This is a genomic window from Gluconobacter japonicus (assembly GCF_002723975.1).
GTDB lineage: Bacteria > Pseudomonadota > Alphaproteobacteria > Acetobacterales > Acetobacteraceae > Gluconobacter > Gluconobacter japonicus.
The window spans coordinates 38,685-60,856 of sequence record NZ_BEWO01000002.1 but is presented as its reverse complement, the minus strand read 5'-3'; the positions used below and the strand labels follow the sequence as shown (position 1 = coordinate 60,856).

Here is a 22,172-nt window from a genome sequence, read left to right as displayed (position 1 = left end):
GGCGCTCTTCAGAGCGCCTTTTTTTGTTTCAGCCCTTCGTGAACATTGCGATATAGTTCACGCCAGTGTCGCGGGTCGTGCGCCAGCGCGGGGGCAGGTAGCTCATGCCGGCAATATCCGTCATGCGCAGACCGGCGTTACGGGCCATGGCTGCCAGTTCTTCCGGCTTGATGAATTTCTTCCAATCATGTGTTCCGACGGGCAGCATCCGCAGAATGTATTCCGCGCCCAGCTTTGCCATGGCGAATGAGCGCGGTGTGCGGCTCATTGTGGAGACGGCAACCATGCCTCCCGGACGGGTCAGGGCTGCAAGCATGTGCAGAAAGTCCTGCGGATCGTTGACGTGCTCGATGACTTCCAGAGCTGACACGACGTCGAATTCTACGCCTTCCTCGACCAGATCTTCTGCGCTGCCATTGCGATAGGTCAGGGGGGCGGCACTCGGTGGCAGTGGGTAGTTAGCCTGATGCGCGCGTGCTGCTTCGATCCCGTCCGGGCTTGCATCAAGGCCGAGCGTCTCGAACCCCAGTTTTGCAAAGGCTTCGCTGGCGAGGCCTGCACCGCAACCGATATCGAGCAGGGAAAGGCGTTTTCCTTCGGACGGCTTGAGAGAAGTCGTCCGGGAAGAGACCCAGTCTGTACGCAGGGGGTTCATGGCGTGCAAAGGGGCCATCGGGCCGCGAGGGTTCCACCAGTCTTTGGCCAGTGCGCTGAAATGGGCAATTTCGGAATCGGAAACGGAAGAACGATGTAAGGTGCTTCCGGAAACGGTTTCTGAGGCCATCAGAACTGTCCTTCTGTGTGCCCGCATGATGCCGTCGGCTGGACGCGGCGTGGCGAGACGAGTATGTGGACCGGCAGAGTCTGTTCAGAAGACCGGCCGGCAAATCTGTTTGTGCCGTATCCGATGCCAGACCCGAGCGCGCAACGCCAGACACGTACTGGAGCCTTATCCGCGATGTCCATGTCCGATACTCCCGTTCACGACCAGGTTTCGGGTCGTGCCGATACTCTTTCCATGTCTGTGGATAGCGGGAAACGGAAAACGATCGTCATGAAATTCGGCGGTACGTCCGTCGGAACAATTGAACGCATCCGGATCGTTGCGCAGCGAGTCAAGGCCGAGCATGCGCTTGGGCGCCGTGTGGCTGTTGTTGTGTCGGCCATGGCGGGTGTGACCAATCAGATGGTTGGATACTGTGCCGAACTGGACCCGCTGGCGGACCCGAAGGAATATGATGCTGTCGTGGCATCCGGTGAGCAGGTCACGAGTGGTCTTGTGGCTATTGCGCTACAGGCTATCGGCGTTCCGTCACGCTCTTTTCAGGGCTGGCAGATCCCGCTTGTGACAGATGACGCGCACGGGAAAGCATCCATTGATGGCGTTGACGGGACTGAACTGCTGAAATGTCTTGATAATGGTGTTGTGCCGGTTATCGCTGGTTTCCAGGGTGTAGGTCCGGATAACCGGATTGCCACACTGGGGCGTGGCGGATCAGACACATCTGCGGTAGCGATTGCCGCTGCGATCCATGCGGATCAATGTGACATCTATACGGATGTTGATGGAATTTATACGACGGACCCGCGTATCGTGAAGCGTGCGCGGAAGCTGGATCGCATCACATATGAAGAGATGCTTGAGCTTGCTTCCGTAGGCGCCAAGGTTCTTCAGACCCGGAGTGTCGGGCTGGCGATGCGCGAGGGAGTTCGTGTGCGTGTGCTGTCGTCATTCTCCGAGACGGATGATGACAGTGGGTCGATTGTGGTGGATGAGGACGAGATCGTGGAGAAGGAACTGGTTGCGGGCATTGCCAGCTCGCATGATGAAGCAAAGCTCTCCGTCCGGCGTATTCCGGACCGTCCGGGCATCGCAGCGGCCATCTTCGGACCTCTGGCTGCGGCAAACATCAACGTGGACATGATCGTGCAGAGCACGGGCGTTGACCGCATGACGAACATGACCTTTACGGTCGGCAAGAGCGACGAGGCGGCGGCCCGCGCTGTTCTGGAAAAGGCTCATGCCGATATCCAGTATGGTGAGCTTGAGACATCTCACAACGTTGTGAAGATCAGTGTTGTTGGTGTTGGCATGCGCTCCAATGCCGGACTTGCGGCGACCATGTTCGGCACTCTGGCGGAGCGCGGGATCAACGTGCAGGTGATTTCCACGAGCGAAATCAAGATCTCCGTCCTGATTGATTCGGAATACAAAGAGCTTGCGATGCGTGCACTGCACACCGCGTACGGGCTGGATAAGAAAGAGGAACCCTCTACGTGAGTGCAATGACGGACGCCCGCGAAACCCTGAACCGCCTCTGGAAGCCGGGATGTGACTTTCTGGGCAGCGAAGTCGCCATTCTTGGCGGCGCGATGTCCTGGGTGAGCGAGCGCAATCTTGTCTCAGCCATTTCCAATGCTGGCGGCTTTGGTGTGATTGCCTGCGGTGCGATGACGCCGGAGCGCCTTGAGGAAGAAATCGTTGCCACGCAGGCTCTGACGAAGCGCCCGTTTGGTGTGAACCTTATCACCATGCATCCTGAACTAGACCGGCTGGTGGACGTATGTCTTGCACATAACGTCTCCCATGTTGTTCTGGCGGGTGGTGTGCCGACCAGTGCCACGATCAAGCGTGTCCGTGATGGCGGAGCGCGTGCGATTGGTTTTGCGCCTGCACTGGCTTTGGGCAAGCGTCTGGTGAAGCTGGGTATTGAAGCACTCATTATTGAAGGATCGGAAGCAGGTGGCCATGTTGGTCCGGTTTCCCTGACGGTCCTGGCGCAGGAAATCCTGCCGCACATCAAGGACGTTCCTGTCTTTGTGGCAGGTGGTCTGGGTCGTGGCGATGCCATCGTGTCCTATCTTGAGCAGGGCGCTTCCGGTGCACAGCTTGGAACGATCTTCGCGGCGTCCCAGGAGAGCATCGCACACGAGAACTTCAAGAAGGCGTTCCTGCGAGCCAATGCCCGTGATGCCGTGACATCCGTGCAGCTTGACGAGCAGTTCCCGGTCATTCCGGTGCGTGGTCTTGCCAATGCGGGTAGCCGTGGCTTCCTGAAGCATCAGGCTGAGACGATCCAGAAGTTCCAGAATGGCGCTGTGAGCAAGGAAGATGCCCAGCTTTCCATCGAGCACTTCTGGGCTGGTGCGCTGCGTCGTGCCGTGATGGATGGGGACGTCGATAACGGGTCTGTCATGGCTGGCCAGTCTGTTGGTATGGTCAAGGAGATCCGTCCGGTGTCCGAAATCATCGCTACGCTCGTGGAGCAGGCTGTGGAAGCCATTGCAAAGCGGGAAGACCGCGTTCACGCCCCCGCCTGGTCAGGTTATTCAGCCATGTCCCCTCCTTCCGATATCCGCACGATGCCGCTTCGCTCAGACCAGCCGAGTGTTGGAACGATCCTGCGTACGCGTCGGGAGGAGTTGGGGTGGCAGATTGAGGATGTGGCTCAGTGGCTGCGGATCCGTAGCCGTCTTCTGGTTGCCCTGGAGGCGGATGATCTGTCGTCCCTGGCAGGTGTTGCCTATGCCGTGGGTTTCCTGCGGACATATGCTCATGCCATGCAACTGGATGCCGATGGTCTGGTTGCACGCTTCCGCCAGGAATATCGCGGTGTTGTTAACCGCAAGACAGATCTTGTTTTTCCTCAACCGGAGGGAGAGCGCGGCCTGCCAGTCGGGCTTCTTGTCGGGGCAGGGCTTGTTGTTGTCGTTGCCGCCTATGCGGGGTGGTATCGGTTTGCCTCGCATGAAAGCCCGGCTGATCGCCGGGTTCCGGCTGTTGCGGAGTTGATGTCAGGCGCTGCAACGCCCGCAACGACCTCTCCGCAGGTTGCATCGGTCATGCCGGGACGTGCGCCGACCCCGGAACCGCATGTTTCGCAGTCTGTAGCGCCCGCCATGACGCCATCTGTTGAGGCTCCGCCTGCAAAGGCTTTGCCGCTGGCTGTTCCTCCGGCGTCTCAGGTCCAGCCAGCTCCTGCCGTTACGGCAGGAGCTGAGGCAGGTTCTGAAGATGTGGACCAGAACGCCGGAGACCAGTTCGGTCCTGCCACGAATACGCCAGCAGAAACTCCCGCTCCGGCTGTCCCTGTCGGGTCGGTTGTTGTGCGTCTGCTTGCTCCTGTCTGGATGCAGGTCAAAGATAAGGACGGTCATGTTCTTGTCTCGCGTGTTCTCAAAGCCGGAGAAAGCTGGCAGGGCGACGCGGCAGGTGCTCCTTTCCGAATGTCATTTGGCAATGCCGGAGGCGTGGTTCTTTCAACGGATGGTACGACCAGTGCGCCTCTCGGGCGTCAAGGTGAGGTTCGTCGGAACGTCGAGGTTACGGCAGAAGCCATCAAGTCTGGGGCATTTGGCAATGGCGTTGCCTTGCCTGCGCAACCTGCGTCTGAGCCGTCAAATCCGTCTGCTGTTCCTGAGGCGGTTGATGCATCGCAGGATAGTCCTGCACCTGTTGTGAAACCCGTGCCGCATCGGGCAAAAGCGCCTGCAAAGCCTTCCGCAGAACTTTCTGCTGACGATCTGAATGCCCGGCAACTGGATCAATCGTCTCCATCGCATTAAACAGGGGCCAAGCCCCTGACCCACAGGACCCGGTTTGTCCGGGCACGAAGAGGTAAATCATGAGCAGCTACCGCCCCTATCAGCACATCGAGCGTCGCAAGTCGCGCCAGATTCATGTCGGCAAGGTTGCGGTCGGTGGTGATGCGCCGATCTCCGTGCAGACCATGACCAACACCCTGACATCCGACGCGCAGGCGACGATCGACCAGATCCGTCTGGCCGAACTGGCAGGTGTAGATATTGTTCGCGTGTCCTGCCCGGATGAAGCTAGCACGGAAGCCCTGAAGGAGATCGTGCACGAAGTGAACGTGCCGATCGTTGCGGACATTCACTTCCACTACAAGCGCGCTATCGAAGCCGCGAAGGCCGGCGCGGCCTGTCTGCGTATCAATCCGGGCAATATCGGGAGTGCCGAGCGTGTTCGTGAAGTTGTGAACGCCGCCAAGGATTACGGCTGTTCCATCCGTATCGGCGTGAATGCCGGTTCTCTGGAAAAGCACCTTCTGGAAAAGTACGGTGAGCCTAACCCGGAAGCACTGGTTGAAAGTGCTCTGGAACACGCCAAGATCCTTCAGGACCATGATTTTCATGAGTTCAAGATCAGCGTGAAGGCGTCTGATGTGTTCATGGCGGTTGCAGCCTATCAGCAGCTTGCAGACTGCTGTGACCATCCGCTGCACATCGGCATTACCGAAGCCGGGTCTAAGCGTGCCGGTACGGTGAAGTCTTCCATCGGTCTGGGCAATCTGCTTTGGGCGGGCGTGGGTGACACGATGCGTGTTTCACTGTCTGCTGCGCCGGAAGAAGAAGTACTGGTGGGCTGGGACATTCTGAAGTCCCTTGGCCTGCGTCATCGCGGTGTGAAGATCATTTCCTGCCCGTCCTGTGCGCGTCAGGGTTTCAATGTGGTCGAGACAGTTCAGACGCTTGAAGATCGCCTCCAGCATATCAAGACGCCGCTGACGCTCTCCATCATCGGATGCGTTGTGAATGGTCCGGGTGAAGCCCTGATGACCGATATCGGTGTGACCGGTGGTGGCTCTGGCCGCCACATGGTTTACTCCGCTGGTCGTCAGGATCACACGATGCCCGCCGAAGACATGATCGAGCACATTGTGGATCTGGTTGAAACCAAAGTTGCCGCTATCGAAGCGGACAAGGCTCAGACCGAGGCTGCCGCCGCCGCTGAAGCCGCCAAGCAGATGGATCCGGCGAGCCACTGATGTCAGGACTGCAACCGCCTCGCGGCACACACGACCTCATCGGCGACACCATGCGCCGTCATCACCATGTGGTGGAAACGGCGCGTTCGGTTCTTGAAACCTATGGGTTTGAGGAATGGAGCACGCCAATCTTCGAAGACACGCGGGTTTTCTCCCGTACGCTCGGTGAGACATCTGATGTCGTGTCCAAGGAGATGTACACGTTTGAGGATCGGGGTGGCGAGAGCATTACGCTGCGTCCCGAGAACACGGCCTCCATCTGTCGTGCGCTCGTGACGAATGGTCTGACCCAGTCGCTGCCCCAGAAGGCGTTCTATCACGGGCCGATGTTCCGTTATGAACGTCCTCAGAAGGGGCGGTATCGCCAGTTCCACCAGATCGGTGCGGAACTGCTGGGTGCTGAAGGGCCGCTGCGGGATGCCGAAGTCATCACGATGGCTTACGACATTCTCAAGGCTCTTGGTCTGTCCGAGCATGTTGTGCTGGAACTGAATACGCTGGGTGATATTGCGTCTCGTCAGGCATGGCGGGAGGCTCTGGTGGCCTATTTCCGTCAGCATGCAGACGCGCTTTCGGAAGAGAGCCGTGTCCGCCTTGAGGTGAACCCTCTGCGTATTCTGGATAGCAAATCCGAGCAGGATCGGGCTCTTCTGGCGGATGCACCGGCGTTTGCAGACTATCTGAACGATGAGTCTCGTAAGTTCTGGGATGATCTGCGGTCTTACCTGACGGCCTTTGGCGTGGAGTTTGTTGAGAATCCGCGGATCGTACGTGGTCTTGATTATTACAGCCACACGGCTTTCGAGTTTGTGACAACCAAGCTGGGCGCGCAGGGTACTGTTCTGGCTGGCGGGCGTTATGAAGGTCTGGTCGAGCAGATGGGCGGTCCTGCCATTCCGGCGATTGGCTGGGCTGGCGGTATCGAGCGTCTGGCGCTTCTGCTGGAAGAAACGCCTTCCGTTGCGGCTGGTATTGCGATCGTTCCCATGGGCGATGAAGCGGTTCTCAAGGGGGCGGCCATTGCACGTGCTCTTCGTGAAGCCGGTTTACGTGCGGAGATCGAGACGCGTGGCAACATGAAGAAGCGTATGGAGCGCGTTGTGAAATCCGGTGCGTCTCATGCGGTTGTTCTTGGCGATGAAGAACTTGCGCGCGGTGTCGTACAGCTTCGGAACCTTGGTGCCCGCGAGCAGCAGGAAGTGGCCATATCCGACCTCGTACAGGCTCTGAAAGGCGCCTGAGACGTGGCATTTGATGACAGGCTGGAGCGGATTGTTGCTCGCTCGGAAGAAATTCAGGCTCTGATGTCGTCCGGCGAAATGGGGGGAGAGGAGTTCACCCGTCTTTCGCGCGAATATGCGGAGCTTGAGCCTGTTGTTGCGTCCATTCAGGCCTGGCAGGTTGCCGAAAAACAGCGGGAAGGGGCTCAGGCTCTTCTTGCTGATCCTGAAATGAAGGAACTCGCTCAGGTCGAGCTTGAAGAGATAGAAGCGCGTATCCCTGAGTTGGAGCACAACCTGCGTATTGCGCTTCTGCCCAAGGATGCTGCTGATGAGCGCAGCGCCATTTTGGAAATCCGTCCGGCGGCGGGTGGCGATGAAGCCGGGCTTTTTGCCGCCCAGCTTTTCGACGCCTATCGCCGTTTCTCGGAACAGAACGGCTGGCGGTTCGAGGTCATGGAATATGCCGAGAGCGAAGTCGCTGGCCTGAAGGAAGGCATGGCGACGATTTCCGGTCGTTCCGTCTTTGCCCGTCTCAAGTATGAATCAGGCGTTCATCGTGTTCAGCGCGTTCCGGCCACAGAAAGTCAGGGCCGTATCCATACATCGACGGTGACTGTTGCTGTTCTGCCAGAAGCGGAAGAAGTGGACGTGACGATCAATGACGACGATCTGCGGATCGACGTTTATCGCGCGTCTGGTGCGGGCGGACAGCACGTTAACAAGACCGAAAGTGCTGTTCGGATTACGCATATCCCGACTGGCGTTGTCGTGGCGATGCAGGAAGAAAAGAGCCAGCACAAGAACCGTGCCAAGGCCATGAAGATTCTTCGGGCACGCCTTTATGAGCGTCAACGATCCGCAGCGCATGAGTCGCGTGCCGCAGATCGTAAGTCTCAGGTGGGAACGGGTGATCGTTCAGAACGCATCCGGACCTACAATTTTCCCCAGGGACGTGTGACGGATCATCGGATTAACCTGACCCTCTACAAGATCGAGCGCATCATGGCAGGTGAGTTCGATGAGATTATTGATGCTCTGACGCGTGAGGAGCAGACAGAGCTTCTTGCAGCTGAAGGCTTTTAAGAGTCAGGAACTCGGCGTAGCGCAGACAGCAGCGCGTCCATGTCGGTGGGTTGCAACAGAGGGGTCGTTGTAATCCACAAGGAAGAAATCAGTGAAGTTGTTACTTCCGACGGCATCCAGAGTATGGCCTTCTGGATGATGGAGTTGTCCTTCGCTGCTGACCTGATGCGTTTCCTGATGACCGTTATGCATGATGGTGATTTCGCCGCAGAGCGCGTAATCAACGTCATATCGTCCGGCGGGTAGGGGAATAGTGCGGGTTTCGCGGGATTTGGACAGCCCCAGCCGGAAGGTCGCCACAAGGTTACCGTCAAGGTAAAGACGGGACACTTCGGATATTTCTTCTGAAGCGCGCTCATCTGTCACGGTGAAGGTACCGGGCAGTTCTGACTGGGCCTGAGCCGTATGCAAGGCGCATCCCAGAAGAAGGGCTGAGAATAAGAATGCACGTTTGGACTTCATGATGACAGGTATAGCAGGTTCTCGGGCAAGATGACTGCAAAAGATGTTCTTCTTCGACAGGCAACAGAGGTTCTGCAAAGCGCCGGATTGGAAGATCCACGGCGGGAAGCGCGGCTTCTATTGGGGTGGGCGACGGGTCGTGATCCAGCGGGACTGTTTTCCCTGACAACTGTTTCGGAGGCTGATGCGACTCGGTTTGAAGACGCTCTTACGCGACGTGCGGCACGGGAGCCACTGGCATTTATTGTCGGGGAAACAGGGTTCTGGACGCTTGATTTCCATACGACACCTGACACGCTGATTCCGCGTGGGGATAGTGAAGCTCTGATTGAGGCGCTTCTGACTGTGCGGCCGGATCGTACGGCGCCTCTCAGGATGCTTGATCTTGGAACTGGCACAGGTTGCTTGCTTCTTTCTGCGTTGTCGGAATATTCGCAAGCCTGGGGTGTGGGGGTGGATCTCTCCGCAGGAGCAGCAGCACTTGCTTGCAGGAATGCTAGCCGGAACGGATTGCAGGACCGAAGCTGTTTTCTGGCGGGAAACTGGGATTCCGCTCTGGCCGGCAAGTTCGATGTGGTGATTTCTAACCCTCCTTATATTGAAACAGCAGATGTGCCCGATCTCATGCCGGAAGTTGCTCGCTATGAACCTTCTCGTGCGCTGGATGGTGGTCAGGACGGGTTAGATGCATATCGCCTGCTCTGTCAGGCGCTTCCGTCACTTCTGGTGCCGGGCGGTCACGCTATTCTGGAAATGGGTCTGGGCCAGATTGATGCTGTCTCAGAAATCGGTCGCGCTAACGGACTACGGGAGGTTGCGCGGCAGAACGATTTGGGTGGAATCGCACGGGCTCTTGTTCTTCAGTGGTCAGAAAACTCAGGAAAGACGTTGGCTTAGAGACTGAGAGTTGATATGAACAGGAAACTGCATTCTGTCGTAGAAGCCGCAATGGCGGTTTTTTCCTTATGCAGTTGCTCCTGTTGACCGTCTTTCAGTAGCCGGCAGCGGATGAGAGGCTGGCCAGTGTCCAGCCACAGCGAGATAGACAGACGTCTTTTCGGCAGCGGCGGACGCATCCTTCTGCACGGGCAGAAGTGGGGCACGCCATCAGGAAAGTGCATCACGGGTCGATGAATATGAAGCGTATAAGAGGCCGGCATCATCGTGCTGGCGGCGGGACACCACGCAGTAGCAATTCCCAGACCCCTCTGAACCGCAACCATGTGTTTGACAGCAATGGCCCGGACCTCAGAATTCGTGGAACTGCCCAGCAGCTCTTCGAAAAGTATCTCCAGCTTGGCCGGGATGCGACAGGAACGGGGGATCGCATCCTTGCGGAAGCCTACTTCCAGCATGCAGAGCATTATTTCCGTATTCTGAATGCCATGAACCAGGCTGCTCAGCAGAGCCAGCAGGAGCGCAATGAGCGTCAGATGCAGCGTCAGCGGGCTTATGAAGAACGCCGTGAATCGCGTGGCGAGCGTGGCGGTGACGAACACGGGCAGGACGAGGGCGATGATCAGCCTTCGATCGAGTCTTCCCGTTCGGAAGAAGCTCCGGCTGAAGCGGAGTAACAGTTCTGAAACCGGCCCTTCACAGGGCCGGTTTTTTTATATCCGGCCAATAAACCGTTCTGGCAGGCGCCAGAGTTCTGTTCCGTTCAGGTGCAAATCCAGTCTGTAGCGATCATGTGTTCGAGACGTTGCGCTGTTCTCGACAGCGTGCCGCCAGTTATGCAGACGCTGATCGTTCTGATCGAAAGTGGCTTCCACTACGGGAAGAGCCGCCATGCCGCGGAGCATGTTTTCCCAGTCTTGATCGTTAATTCGCTGATGTTGCCCAACGTCGTTGGAGCACCAGGGCTGCGTGCGTGTCCGCTCTAGTCGGCGTAGACCAGAAGGCAGATCTGCATAACGAAGATGGAAGAGAAAAAGCGGGACGCCCATTTCGGGAGCAATTTCTGCACAGCAATGAAAACCAGGCGCCCATGTGATGGCGGTACGGATCAGGACGGGTTTGCACATGGCGCTTGAAAATCGCACGTGCTGGCGCTGGACAGAGACGAGGCGCGTATAGTCCAGGGAAGCTTCGCTCTCCGGCAGATGAATGATGTCCAGGCCTGTGGCGGTTACGACTGGTCGCGTATTCGCTTGGGCAAAGTGTGTGAGGGACGGAAAGATGTCCGGGTCAGGGAGAAGGAGTTCATCAACATCGACGTAGATGACGCTGTCGTACCACTCGAGCAAACTCTCGCAGAACTTCCCAATGGATCTTGTTCTGCGTTCATCATCCTGCGGAGAGCGGGGAATTCGGAGCCGATTGATCTGCCCGAGAGCATCTGTCGATCCGTCATCTGAGCCGTGGTCGATAACGTAGCAGGACTGTTCGCCAACCTGCGCGCCGTAATGTCTGCGCCAGACCAGAAGATGTTCTGGCTCATTGTAAACCATAGTGACGACGGCAAGAGGTTTCTTGATCATACCGTCAGGATACAAAAATGCTTTCAGATCAGATACCTGAAAGATTTTTATAATTTTTTAGGAAAGAAGGATGGTAGCGGTGGACGGATTTGAACCGCCGACCAAGGGATTATGATTCCCCTGCTCTACCGCTGAGCTACACCGCCATCCCACCGGGATGCCCCGGCGTTGAGGCGGGTTTTTAAGGGGGATCTGATTGAGTGTCAACACGTTATCCAGAGGAAAATGCAGGATTTTGGTCACTGCATTTTTTACACTGGTCATATCTGTTATGGCTGGCCTGCTTTCCGCTTTTCTCCAGATCTCTTGTTAAGGAGTTTTCCGCCTAGTGACGCAGCATTTCGTCAGCACGCTGTTTGCCGTTCGATCCTACTTTACCTGGCTCCCGGCACCTGTCGTCTCCGTTCTGATGCTCGCGGTCGTGGGTATTCTCGCTTTCTATTGCGGAAACCTCGTCACGTCCTTGACGCTGCGTATTCCTGGTTCCCGTAGTGCAGCGCTGATCCGAAAAATTGTTGCGGCTCTTCGTCGTCCAACACGGATCATGGTTGCGCTGCTTGCCATGTTGGGCGCACTCCCGGCTGCCACGGGGTTTTCTTATGAGACGGAGCAGGATCTCAAGCTGTTTTTCCTGTTCCTGCTGGTTCTGACCTTTGGCTTTTCGGCCATTATCGTGTTCCGGATCATGACGGAGGCATACCTCAATCGCCTTTCGTCCCGAGAGCAGACTGATGACATCATGATCCGTACGCATCAGACGCAGATCCGCGTTCTGCGTCGTCTGACAGAGATCATGGTGGGTATCGTGACGGTGGCGTCCGCGCTGATGCTTTTTCCGTCCGTCAAGCAATACGGTGTTTCGCTTTTTGCCTCCGCTGGTGCCGCGTCCCTGATCGTTGGTTTGTCTGCACGTGGTCTGCTGACCAATCTGATTGCGGGCGTGCAGATTGCAGTGACACAGCCAATTCGTATGGAAGATCTTGTCATCATCAACGGGGACTGGTGCTGGGTTGAGGAAATCAACGCGACCTATGTTGTCCTTCGGGTGTGGGACTGGCGCCGACACATCGTCCCGATTTCCTACTTTCTGGAAAACCAGTTCGAAAACTGGACCCATAATTCCGCGGCGATCATCGGCGTAGTGTTCCTCTGGCTGGATTATGAAGCGCCGATGGACAAGGTGCGGGAGATGTTGAACGAAATCATCCGCACATGCCCGCTTTGGAATGGTAAGGTTTTTGATGTGCAGGTGGCAGATTGCAATGCTCAGGTCATGTCTATCCGTATCATTGCCAGTGCCCGGAATGCGTTACAAAGCTGGGATCTGCGCTGTGACATCCGGGAGAAAATCATTGCACGTATTCGGGAAGAATGTCCTGAAGCATTGCCTCGTGCGCGTTTTGCGATGATGCCCCCGAGGCCGGGAGAGGACGCATGGCCCAGCGAATTGCTATCTCCCAAGATCGATCGACCTCCGCCAGGCAGCTATATGGGGCCCGGTACGCCCGGCGCGTAAAGGTAAAAGCCACTGGGTCCCAGTGGCTTTTATTATTTGTCCCGCTTGTTGCGTTCAGCGTTATGGTGACACGGATAGAGAAGTCAGTCTGTAACGTCTTTATCCGTCAGACAGAATTTACGGCGCCATCGTAGAGTTGTGGCGTCCGTAGAGAACATACGTCATGACACCCAGCACTACATATCCTGTAAGAAGGAGCAGAGGGACAGGGTTACCGCTGGCCACTGCATGGATCATGTCTGTGATGAGGGGAATGGTCATGAGCAGACAGAAAATAATGCCTAGAAGGGGCGTTATACCAACCCAGAAACCACGAATACGAAACCCGCCCAAGGGAACGCTGAAGGGTCTTTGAATGTCTGGCCGCGTGTTTCGCTGCCAGATGACTGTGAAGCAGACGATGCCGAAAGCGGCAGCTGTGCCGATGGAGACCAGATCGCTGATGATGTCGATGGGCAGGGTAGCGGTCATGAATGCCACGACCAGACCGAGAACGATGGTGCCAAGCCATGGGGTGCGAAACCGTGTGTGAACCTTGCCAAACAGGGCAGGGATGAGGCCATCACGGCTCATGGTCAACAAGACGCGGGACTGGGCATACATAAGCCCCATCAGAACCGAGCAGAGACCGATTGTTGCGCCGACATTGATGAAGATGGCCAGCCACGGCGTGTTCATGGCTTTCACGGCAATGGCCAGCGGGTCCGGTACGTCCAGTTCGTGATAAGGAACGATGCCAAGCAATACTGCAGCGACGATCATATACACGACAGTGCAGATCAGCAGGCTTCCAATAATTCCGACCGGGACGTCCCTGGTCGGGTTTTTGGCCTCGGCTGATGCTGTGGAGACGGCCTCAAAGCCGACATAGGCGAAAAAGATGATTGAGGCGGCCCGGAAAATACCTTTGACGCCGTAATGGAAGCCGCCCTGATTGGAGGGGATGAAAGGATGCCAGTTTGCAGGATGAATGGCATGAATGCCAAATGCCACGAACAAAGCGAGAACACCCACTTTCAGAAAGACGATGATCGTGTTGACGCGGGCGGATTCCTCAATGCCCCGAACGAGCAGACCCGTGACCAGGAAAACGGCAGTTAACCCGATCAGATCCAGCCTCCATCCTCCGCTGATGGAGGAGCCTTCCGATCCTGGAACCGGTTGAAGAGTGGCTTGGATAAGGGACTGAGGTAGGTGAATACCAAAGACGGCCAGCAGGGACGACGCGTAACCGGACAGACCAGCGGCCACGGCAGCGCAGGAAATTCCATATTCCAGAAGCAGGAGCCATCCTACGATCCACGCCACTTTTTCGCCCATTGAAATATAGGCATAGGAGTAGGCTGAGCCGGAAACAGGCAACGTGGAGGACAGTTCTCCATAAGAAAACGCTGTAAAGAGGCAGGCCAGAGCTGCGACAACGAACGAAATGAGAACGGATGGGCCAGCATACTCTGCAGCAGCAGTCCCCGTCATGACGTAAATGCCAGCGCCGATTGTTGATCCCACGCCCAGAAGGATGAGTTGTGTGGCTGTGAGGCTGCGCTTCAGCCCATGCGATTCATTCTCGGACATGATCTGTTCGAGACTCTTTCGACGGGCAGTTGTGGCGGCGGATGCGCTGGATTGTATCGGAAGTGGCATGATCCCTAATCTGCCGGGAAAAGCGGCGTCTGGAAAGGTTTATAGAACGATGAGAACGCCTGCCAGAAGACCGGCAATAATGCAGTAAATGCCGAAAGGCTTGAGAGCCCATTCGTCATGATTGCGGAAGAAGCGCAACATCAGGAGAGAACAGATCAGCGCGGTGATACCGGCTGCGAAGGCACCTACGACGCATTGGAACATGACGTCATGAGAGATCGTCATGTGCCGCATCTGCCACCCTTCCTTGACCGTCGCGGCCAGAACGACTGGCTGGGCCATAAGAAGGGAGAAGCGGGCAGCTGTGCCATGATCCAGCCCGCGCAGAAGGCCGCCATTCATCGTGGCGCCTGAGCGTGACAGGCCTGGGAACAGGGCAAGGCACTGCCAGAACCCGATCACCAGGGCATCCTTGGGAGACAGGGAAGAGATCGGGCGGTGATCTGCCTGTCCACGCTGTCTGCGGAGCCATTCGGTAACCAGAAGCAGAAGGCCATTCAGGACCAGAAACCCTGCGACGGCCAGAGGGGCTCCGAATATGCCCCGGAGGCGATGTTCGAAAAGGCCGCCGAAGATCACAGCCGGAATTGTCGCAATCACGAGAAGGCCAAAGATCCGAATCGACTCAAGCTGGTTGTATCGACCGTGCAGACCAAGCATCCCGCGAAGAATGGCCATCCAGTCGCGCCAGAAAACACCCGCCAGGGCCACGAGGGTTCCGACATGGAGCATCGTCAGGAACGGCAGGAACATGTCTGAATGTTCGTCCACGTTCCAATGGAGGATACCGGGGAGCAGAACGGCGTGACCGAGGCTGCTGACAGGGAAGGGCTCGGTAATACCCTGAACGATGGCGAGGATGATGGCCTGGAAAAGCGTCATGGAGCCTGCACGGATGGGCGGAAAAGGAAGTCACTTGCCTGATGGGGCGAAGGGACGCAACCTTGACCGGGCTCTGGGGGCAGATTAACTCGCTTTTCTATTCGGTTTTCTGAAAGTTGAGGCGCGGCATGAAGTCAGGATACAGCGGGCGCGGCGGTGCCATTCTGGCAAGTGGCCTTGTTCTTGTCGTTGCCGGGGCGTTTCTTGTTTACGGCAAAGAGTTGCGCAAGGACCCGGTTCAGAACAGCATTGTCATGCATGCTCAGTTCAATTCGGCCAACGGCCTGAAGCCGGGTGCGGATGTTGATCTGGCTGGAGTGACCGTTGGGCGCGTTCAGTCCATCCGCCTGGATCCGCAGAGCCAGATGGCCGACGTGGCATTCTCGGTGGATGAACGTCTTCATCTACCGGTCGACACGGCTGTTGGGATCAGTGCGCCCAGCATGACGGCGGATAATGCGCTTCAGATCGAGCCGGGCAAAGACCCGAAGACGCTGACTGCTGGCGGGGTTATCAAGGACACTCGCGATCAGCTGTCTCTGGAACAGCAGGTCAGCAATTATATCTTCGGTGGTGGTAACCTTGGGAACTGATGTTCCCTTAGTCGTTCATCGGATAGGACGCGAGCAGGCGACGCTGCTTGCGCCAGGAATGTAGCATTCCGAACGCGCCAGAGGTCTTCCATCCGCGGGCCTTGTTGGCTGCACCGATCAGGAATGTCTGGCGATAGTGGGAAAACTGGGCGCGATAGGCTTCCCACAGTGTTGTGCGTCGATCCCAGATATGGATGGCTTCAGAGCCGACGCCATTGATCTCGATGATCCGCAGGTCTTCCCCACGCTGCAGGGCTTCGACTGAAGGCACCTTCACATCGACCCGACCAAAATAGAAATCCGGAACGTCTTTCATGATGGCATCCAGACGGGCGGTCAGTTCAGGTGTGGTGTCTGCGCGGCCATCCCGGAACACGGACCCTTTGCAATGGTTGCCAGCGAAAACCAATGGCAGTTGCTCACCCTCGGCCAGCACCATTTTCTCCCGGCCTGCAAGGCGCGGCAGATACAGTTGGGGAACCTGACTCATGCGAGGGTCGCGCATGATGAGTTCCTCAATGGTGGAACGTCCGTTACCCGTCAGGACCGGGGCTTCCTTGTAGGTCACGGACGTAATGCGGCCCTGTGTCTGATCCGGATGGCGGATATAGAACAGGCCCGCTTCAACCGGGTAATCGATGAGTTCCTGCACCATGAGCGCCACGTTATCCGGGAACTGCGGAAGGACTTCTTCCATTTGCTCGCGAGTGTGGACAAGCTTCACGCCTGTTCCATTGCAACCGATGTCAGGCTTCACGACGACGGGGAACGAGAGGCCGGACTGCTCCATGGCTGTCAGAGCGCGTTCCATTGATCCAGGACCGCTTTGAAAAATCGCGTAGGGCGCAATGGCACCCTTTGCGACGGGACCGGCCATATCGAGGATCGAGGACTTGCTCTCACCGCAGAGGCCGCCTGTTTCAATGCGCGGATTGGCAGCCGTAGGGATGCTGAGATCTCGGTATTTCAGGCCCATGGCGATCCAGTAGAGGACGATGGGCGTGTAGAAAATGGAACCTGGCCAGAACTCAAAAAGAGAAAGGGGATTTTGCTCGGTCTCTGTCTTGGACATTCAATTACTGGCTCACGGTCTGGATACGGGCGATCAGACGCCCGACAACGACAATACACAGAACAAATCCCGCCAGTCCGGCCCAGCGCCAGCCTCCCTGGTGTGCCAGAAGCCAGCCGCCGATCCGCATGGCCAGCAGGAACAACAGTGTTGTCCACACAAGCGTAGCGAGAACGGCCGTCAGGGCAAAGCGCAGGAAAGGCGCGCGGAAGAAGCCACAGGCGGTGTAGAGCGGGAGGCGGGCGCCGGGCACGAAGCGTGAGATGGCCACGATGCGGACGACGTTCTTCGAGAACCAGTCCTGCGTGCGTTCCTGTTTGGGGAGGGTCAGGAAGCGGCGTAGGTAAGGCCAGCGTGCTCCGGCAGTTCCAAGGCCGTAGAGCCCCAGATCTCCGACGGCGACCCCGAACCAGAGGGCCCCAAGAGCCAGTGCTATGCTGACATGTCCGGCACGGGCTGCGACGCCTGACAGAACGGTGGCTACATCCTCAAGGATGAATGTCCCCACAATGATGCTGACGGCTTTCAGCCAGGCAGGCTGCGACGCCAGGGCGGGGCCAATGGCTATCATGCCGGGGGATGTTCCATGATCATGGAACGTTGATGTCGCATGTTGGCGCGCTGGCGACAATCTCAAGCCTGCGGTTTCATCCGTCTGAGGGCGGAAAGAAGGACGGGAGACTGGCGGGGAGCATCACAGGTTGCTAGCGTGCGCTGCAAATGAACCACCCTGTGGGGGCTGATAGTCCAGTGCTTAAAAGACGTAACCTTCTTGCCGCCTTTTCCTCTGTCGCCGGAGCCGCGGCGATGGGAATACGTTCCGCTGAAGCACAGGACTACGGGGCGTTTCTTGAAGGGGTGAGGACGCAGGCGCTGGCTCAGGGGCTGTCTTCCGCTGTCGTAACGCGCGCGCTGTCGCTGACGAGGGAGCCGAACCCCAAGGTTCTGAAGCTTGATCGTCATCAGCCTGAGTTTACCCTGACCTGGGCGCAGTATCGTGATCGTGTTCTGCCAGAGTCGCGCTTTCAGAAAGGGCGCACTGTTTACGCTGGTGTGGGAAACATCATGGCTCCGATCAGTGCGCGGTTCGGATGTGATGATCGTGCGGTCATGGGGATCTGGGCGCTCGAATCGGGTTTTGGCGCACACACCGGCACGTTCTCGGTTGTTGATGCGTTAGCGACACTGGCCTTTGATGGTCGCCGCTCCACGTTTTTCCGGGGAGAGCTGATGAAGGCGCTCCAGATTTTGAACGACGGGGATATCTCCCCTGAAGCTATGATGGGCAGCTATGCCGGAGCCATGGGGCAGGCCCAGTTTATGCCAAGTGCCTATCTGCGCTATGCCGCAGATGGAGACGGAGACGGAAAGCGCAATATCTGGACGTCCCAGCCAGATGTGTTTGCCTCCATCTCCAACTATATGGGCAAATGTGGTTGGCAGCCCTATGAGCCCTGGGGGCAGGAAGTCACACTGGCGAATGTGCTGGACAAGAGCCAGATCGGCCGGACCAATACGAAGTCTCTGGCGGAATGGATGTCTCTCGGCGTTCGCCGGGCAGATGGTGCGCGCTTCTCGCGGAGTGACGTCAAAGGGGCGATTGTCCAGCCGGATGGTCCGGGCACGCAGGCCTTCATGGTTTACCATAATTTCAACGTGATCCGTCGTTACAATCCGTCTGATTATTACGCGCTGGGCGTAGGTCTTCTGGGAACCGGCATTGTTACTCCGTAATTGCGCGCCACTTCTGGCGTTTCTGCCTCTCTTTGGCGCCTGTCATCAGGATGATGCGCCCGTATCCGTCGCACACCCTCATTACGAGCTGGGGAATGCCTGGCATGGGCCGCAGGGGTGGTTTTATCCTTATGAGCAGTTCGATTACCGCGCGACTGGCCTTGCTACACGCGAAATGCCTCTAAAGGGGCAGCTTGCGTCTGATGGGGAGGTTTGGTCTGCGGATGGCATGACCGGATCGCATCAGACTTTGCAGCTTCCTGCCGTTGTGACGGTTCGCAATCTGATCAACGGACGGGTTGTGCGTATCCGGTTGACGCGTCGTGGTCCCGAGAACGCCGGACGAATTATTGCGCTCTCTCCGAAAGCTGCGGATCTTCTTGGGATGACCGCCGATACACCTGTAGAGGTGACGGAAGAAGAAGCCGCTAGCCGGGCTCTGGTTGAAGGACTGACTGGCGCGCCTCATCTGGATGTTCAATCCGCCCCGGTTGGAGAGGTTCGTGCAGAATCTCTCGATGGTGGTGTAGCGAAGACCTATGGAAGCGACTCGTCGGAAGGGCATCAGGCTGCATCAACGGTTGCCGCGATGCCTGTCACGTGGTCGCAGGGTAGTCCGGGGCCTACGGGGCTTTATGTTTTGCTGGGCAAGTTTTCCGGTCGTGGAGCTGCTGCCAGCATTGCGGCACGGTGCTCCGGTGAGGTTGAGCGCGTGCCTGATGGGGCAGGTCTGGACTGGCGTGTGAGGTCCGGACCCTATACCGATACCGCCCAGGCCGATGCGGCACTGGACCGGACCCATGCGTGCGGGGTAGAGGGCGCGCGGATCATTGTGGAATGACGGCCGTGATTAAGGCTGAAAGACTGGGGACGAACGTGCGGACTAGACGCTCTCTTTTCGGTGGTGTGGCAGGTTTTGCTGCCTGTGCTTCTTTTGGCGGGCCGCTGAGTGCACTGGCACGCCCGCATCATCATGCTGGCCACGCGAAGGTCGCAGCAGCTGCGGCCTCTGCTGCTCCAGCAACACCAGTTGGAACACCTGCGAATACGCCGATCGGCCCGTTCGATACCGTGGCGCGCTGGGCCTATATCGTGGACTTCGACACGGGAGCAGTCCTGCTGGACAAGTCTGCTGACGAGCGTATGGCACCGTCGTCCCTGACGAAGATGATGACGGCCTATATCGTGTTCGGGATGTTGGCGACCGGACGACTTCGTCTGGAGCAGACGCTCCCGGTGAGCGAGAAAGCGTGGCGGACGCAGGGTTCCAAGATGTTCGTGCCGCTTGGCGAGAGCGTCGCGGTGCAGGATCTCATCCAGGGCATGGTGATCCAGTCCGGTAATGATGCCTGCGTTGTGCTGGCAGAAGGTATTGCGGGGTCTGAAGAACGCTTCGTTGCGATGATGAACGAGGAAGCGCCCAAGATCGGGCTGAACAACTCGCACTTCATGAATGTGACGGGTCTGCCAGCTGAGGGGCATTACATGTCCGCTCATGACGTAGCGACCGTTGCCATGCATCTGATCCGCGACTTTCCGCAGTACTATCATTTCTTCGGTGAAACCGAGTTCCTGTTCAACAAGATCAAGCAGGGCAACCGGAACGTCCTCGTGGACAAGGGCCTCGCTGACGGTCTGAAGACGGGTCATACCGATGCAGGTGGGTTCGGTCTTTGCGCCAGTTCCAACCGCAATGGCAATCGCGTCATTGTTGTGATCAACGGCACGGCATCCAGCAATGAGCGCGCTCATGAAGGCGAGCGTCTGATGGCGTGGGCTTTTGCGAATTTTGAGAATGCGACTCTGTTCCGTAAGGGGCAGGTTGTCGATCATGCGCCGGTCTGGATGGGCGAGCGTAAGGCTGTTCCGCTCGTGGCTGGTTCTGACATCGTGATGACGATGCCGGTGGGTTGGCAGCAGCGCTCTCACATTGCCGTGGATTATGCGTCACCCGTGATTGCGCCGGTTGTCGCCGGGCAGTCCTGTGGAGCGATTGTTATTTCAGCGCCGGGCATGGCGGATATTCGTGTGGCGCTTCAGGCTGGCGCGTCAGTTGCGAAACTCGGACTGGTTGGACGTGCAATGGCGCGCCTTGGTCATGGCCCTGCAAATTAAGAACGGTCTGTTCATCACGCTGGAAGGTGGCGAAGGCGCGGGGAAATCCACACAGGCGCGCCTTCTGGCGGATGCACTTCGAGATCGGGGTTACGAGACGATCCTGACCCGTGAGCCGGGCGGGACACCAGGCGCGGAAGCCATCCGTCATCTGCTTTTGTTCGGGGAAGAGGAATTTTCCTGGCGTGCGGAAGTGCTGGCCCATATGGCAGCGCGCTGTGATCATCTGGATAATCTGATTCTGCCTGCCCTTGGGCGTGGTGCGATTGTTGTTTGTGACCGCTTTCATGACTCGACGCTGGCTTATCAGGGCTACGGCGTTGGGAATGCATCAGCGGAGCGTCTGGATTTCATTATGGGCGCCCGGCGTCTCGTGGCCCGCGAGCCGGATCTGACATTGCTGCTGGAGCTTCCTCGGGAGCAGGCGCTTGAGCGTCTGGAAAGCCGGGGTGGGCGGACGGATCGTTATGAAGGTCAGGCTGAGGCTTTTCATCAGCGTGTGTTGACGGGGTTCGATACGATTGCCCGTGCAGAGCCAGAACGTGTGAAGCGTATCAATGCTGGTCGCACGCCCGAGGCTGTCAGCCGTGCATTGCTTGAAGCTGTGCTGCAACGTCTGGATCAGACGGCGAGTGTTTCTGGCGCGTGACAGATCCTCGGCATACGTTTGAACTCTGGGGTCATGAAGAGGCTGAAAATGTTTTTCGGACTGCTTTGGCATCGGGACGTCTTCATCATGCCTGGCTGATTTCCGGCCCTGCAGGGATCGGGAAAGCGACGCTGGCGTTTCGTCTGGCGCGTCTTCTTCTGAACGGGGAAGATCCCGACTCACCTGCTGGTCGGCGTATTACAGCCGCCACACATGGTGATCTTCTGGAAATTTCTCGTGCGGTTGATGAGAAAAAAGGGCGTCTGCGCGGAGAAATTACGGCTGCGGATGTCCGGCCGGTCCAGTCTTTCCTGCATCACACGGCCACTGAAGGCGGCTGGCGTGTGGTTATCGTCGACGGGGCGGAGTTTCTGAACCGTTTCGCGGCCAACGCGCTTCTGAAAATCCTTGAAGAGCCACCGCCACAGGCCATCCTGCTGCTGACCACAGCGTCTCCGGGCAAGCTTCTTCCCACAATCCGGAGCCGCTGTCGGGCATTGGCGTTGTCTCCCGTTTCGGATCAGGACATGAGGGCTATTTTGCCAGATGTGTCCGAGGATGTGCTGGCAAGGGCACATGGTTCACCGGGACGGGCGCTGTTTCTGGCGCAGGACCGGGATGGAGCCATTGCGGGTTTTGTGGCGGAAATTCTGGCCGGGAAGGCTCTGACTGCAGAGATGCTCCCTCTCATTGACCGGATCGCCCGGGAGACGGAAGGTTTCGCATTGCTCTGCGATTTGCTAGGCGAGGGGTTAGCAGAACGCGCACGCTCGGCTGCACGACGTGGCGATCTGCTTCTTGCTGATTCTTCTGCCCGTCAGTGTTCGGAACTTGATACACTGAAGCGGCAGACAGACGGTTTTAATCTGGACAAGGCCCAGGCCATCCGTCAGGCAGTGGAACGCGCTGCCGGGATGTGAATGGCTCGGG

Annotated in this window: 21 protein-coding genes, 1 tRNA gene and 1 pseudogene; 15 read left to right on the top strand and 8 right to left on the bottom strand. The window is 57.5% G+C overall.

The features are described from left to right. Nucleotides 1–28: 28 nt before the first annotated feature. Nucleotides 29–784, bottom strand: a complete 756-nt coding sequence (ubiG, locus tag GJA01_RS01625) for a bifunctional 2-polyprenyl-6-hydroxyphenol methylase/3-demethylubiquinol 3-O-methyltransferase UbiG (RefSeq protein ID WP_062505654.1) — start codon at nt 782–784, stop codon at nt 29–31. A 174-nt stretch (nt 785–958) separates the two neighbouring features. On the opposite strand from ubiG, the gene GJA01_RS01620 reads away from it, so the two are divergent. From GJA01_RS01620 to prfA, 6 genes and pseudogenes are all read left to right on the top strand, one after another. Then, nucleotides 959–2,281 carry an aspartate kinase gene (locus GJA01_RS01620; protein ID WP_010501509.1) on the top strand — a complete coding sequence of 441 codons (1,323 nt, stop codon included), beginning with the start codon at nt 959–961 and terminating at the stop codon, nt 2,279–2,281. Between the two features lie 5 nt (nt 2,282–2,286). Next, nucleotides 2,287–3,318 (top strand): annotated as a pseudogene (locus tag GJA01_RS01615) (NAD(P)H-dependent flavin oxidoreductase); the annotation flags it as partial. Between the two features lie 18 nt (nt 3,319–3,336). Further along, nucleotides 3,337–4,566, top strand: coding sequence for a helix-turn-helix domain-containing protein (locus tag GJA01_RS01610; RefSeq protein ID WP_062505726.1), 1,230 nt, complete (start codon nt 3,337–3,339; stop codon nt 4,564–4,566). A gap of 59 nt (nt 4,567–4,625) precedes the next feature. Then, nucleotides 4,626–5,789 carry a flavodoxin-dependent (E)-4-hydroxy-3-methylbut-2-enyl-diphosphate synthase gene (ispG, locus tag GJA01_RS01605; protein WP_062505656.1) on the top strand — a complete coding sequence of 388 codons (1,164 nt, stop codon included), beginning with the start codon at nt 4,626–4,628 and terminating at the stop codon, nt 5,787–5,789. Further along, nucleotides 5,789–7,030 (top strand): histidine--tRNA ligase, encoded by a 1,242-nt coding sequence (gene hisS, locus GJA01_RS01600; protein WP_062505658.1) that lies wholly within the window; start codon nt 5,789–5,791, stop codon nt 7,028–7,030. The genes ispG and hisS overlap by 1 nt, the downstream gene beginning before the upstream one ends. A 3-nt stretch (nt 7,031–7,033) precedes the next feature. Then, nucleotides 7,034–8,095, top strand: coding sequence for a peptide chain release factor 1 (gene prfA, locus GJA01_RS01595; RefSeq protein ID WP_062505659.1), 1,062 nt, complete (start codon nt 7,034–7,036; stop codon nt 8,093–8,095). Between the two features lie 3 nt (nt 8,096–8,098). Here prfA and GJA01_RS01590 read toward each other — a convergent pair whose 3' ends face one another. Continuing rightward, nucleotides 8,099–8,557, bottom strand: coding sequence for a hypothetical protein (locus tag GJA01_RS01590; RefSeq protein WP_010501516.1), 459 nt, complete (start codon nt 8,555–8,557; stop codon nt 8,099–8,101). A 30-nt stretch (nt 8,558–8,587) separates the two neighbouring features. Here GJA01_RS01590 and prmC point away from each other — a divergent pair, with 30 nt between their 5' ends. Beyond that, nucleotides 8,588–9,454, top strand: a complete 867-nt coding sequence (gene prmC / locus GJA01_RS01585; protein WP_062505661.1) for a peptide chain release factor N(5)-glutamine methyltransferase — start codon at nt 8,588–8,590, stop codon at nt 9,452–9,454. Between the two features lie 233 nt (nt 9,455–9,687). Further along, nucleotides 9,688–10,131, top strand: a complete 444-nt coding sequence (locus GJA01_RS01580) for a DUF4167 domain-containing protein (RefSeq protein ID WP_010501523.1) — start codon at nt 9,688–9,690, stop codon at nt 10,129–10,131. A gap of 36 nt (nt 10,132–10,167) precedes the next feature. Here GJA01_RS01580 and GJA01_RS01575 read toward each other — a convergent pair whose 3' ends face one another. Then, complete coding sequence (locus GJA01_RS01575) at nt 10,168–11,037, bottom strand: glycosyltransferase family 2 protein (protein ID WP_172794503.1); 870 nt, start codon at nt 11,035–11,037, stop codon at nt 10,168–10,170. Between the two features lie 71 nt (nt 11,038–11,108). Next, nucleotides 11,109–11,183 (bottom strand) — tRNA-Met (locus tag GJA01_RS01570). Nucleotides 11,184–11,365: 182 nt separating this feature from the next. On the opposite strand from GJA01_RS01570, the gene GJA01_RS01565 reads away from it, so the two are divergent. After that, on the top strand, nt 11,366–12,553 hold the full coding sequence (locus GJA01_RS01565) for a mechanosensitive ion channel family protein (RefSeq protein WP_010501527.1): 1,188 nt from the start codon (nt 11,366–11,368) through the stop codon (nt 12,551–12,553). A 117-nt stretch (nt 12,554–12,670) separates the two neighbouring features. Here the strand turns inward: GJA01_RS01565 and GJA01_RS01560 are convergent, their stop codons facing one another. Both GJA01_RS01560 and GJA01_RS01555 read right to left on the bottom strand, forming a co-directional pair. After that, on the bottom strand, nt 12,671–14,197 hold the full coding sequence (locus GJA01_RS01560) for an APC family permease (protein ID WP_062505665.1): 1,527 nt from the start codon (nt 14,195–14,197) through the stop codon (nt 12,671–12,673). 39 nt (nt 14,198–14,236) lie between these two features. After that, a complete protein-coding gene (locus tag GJA01_RS01555; protein WP_061933124.1) occupies nt 14,237–15,079 on the bottom strand; it encodes an undecaprenyl-diphosphate phosphatase in 843 nt (280 codons plus the stop codon). Nucleotides 15,080–15,207: 128 nt separating this feature from the next. On the opposite strand from GJA01_RS01555, the gene GJA01_RS01550 reads away from it, so the two are divergent. Then, on the top strand, nt 15,208–15,672 hold the full coding sequence (locus tag GJA01_RS01550) for an MlaD family protein (protein WP_062505667.1): 465 nt from the start codon (nt 15,208–15,210) through the stop codon (nt 15,670–15,672). A 7-nt stretch (nt 15,673–15,679) separates the two neighbouring features. On the opposite strand, the gene GJA01_RS01545 is transcribed toward GJA01_RS01550, so the two are convergent. Both GJA01_RS01545 and GJA01_RS01540 read right to left on the bottom strand, forming a co-directional pair. Next, nucleotides 15,680–16,744 carry an ATP-grasp domain-containing protein gene (locus GJA01_RS01545; RefSeq protein ID WP_062505669.1) on the bottom strand — a complete coding sequence of 355 codons (1,065 nt, stop codon included), beginning with the start codon at nt 16,742–16,744 and terminating at the stop codon, nt 15,680–15,682. 4 nt (nt 16,745–16,748) lie between these two features. Then, a complete protein-coding gene (locus GJA01_RS01540) occupies nt 16,749–17,315 on the bottom strand; it encodes a DedA family protein (protein WP_062505671.1) in 567 nt (188 codons plus the stop codon). Nucleotides 17,316–17,551: 236 nt separating this feature from the next. Between GJA01_RS01540 and GJA01_RS01535 the strand changes: the two genes are divergently transcribed. From GJA01_RS01535 to GJA01_RS01515, 5 genes are read left to right on the top strand one after another with little or no spacing between them, the layout of a single operon-like run. Next, nucleotides 17,552–18,478 (top strand): lytic murein transglycosylase, encoded by a 927-nt coding sequence (locus tag GJA01_RS01535; RefSeq protein ID WP_228118858.1) that lies wholly within the window; start codon nt 17,552–17,554, stop codon nt 18,476–18,478. After that, complete coding sequence (locus tag GJA01_RS01530) at nt 18,465–19,319, top strand: septal ring lytic transglycosylase RlpA family protein (protein ID WP_062505673.1); 855 nt, start codon at nt 18,465–18,467, stop codon at nt 19,317–19,319. The genes GJA01_RS01535 and GJA01_RS01530 overlap by 14 nt, the downstream gene beginning before the upstream one ends. Next, nucleotides 19,316–20,593: a D-alanyl-D-alanine carboxypeptidase family protein gene (locus GJA01_RS01525; RefSeq protein ID WP_062505675.1), complete on the top strand. Its 1,278-nt coding sequence runs from the start codon at nt 19,316–19,318 to the stop codon at nt 20,591–20,593. Before GJA01_RS01530 ends, GJA01_RS01525 begins: the two co-directional genes overlap by 4 nt. Continuing rightward, on the top strand, nt 20,577–21,242 hold the full coding sequence (gene tmk / locus GJA01_RS01520) for a dTMP kinase (protein ID WP_062505677.1): 666 nt from the start codon (nt 20,577–20,579) through the stop codon (nt 21,240–21,242). The genes GJA01_RS01525 and tmk overlap by 17 nt, the downstream gene beginning before the upstream one ends. Next, nucleotides 21,239–22,162, top strand: a complete 924-nt coding sequence (locus GJA01_RS01515; protein ID WP_062505679.1) for a DNA polymerase III subunit delta' — start codon at nt 21,239–21,241, stop codon at nt 22,160–22,162. Before tmk ends, GJA01_RS01515 begins: the two co-directional genes overlap by 4 nt. Nucleotides 22,163–22,172 lie beyond the last annotated feature (10 nt).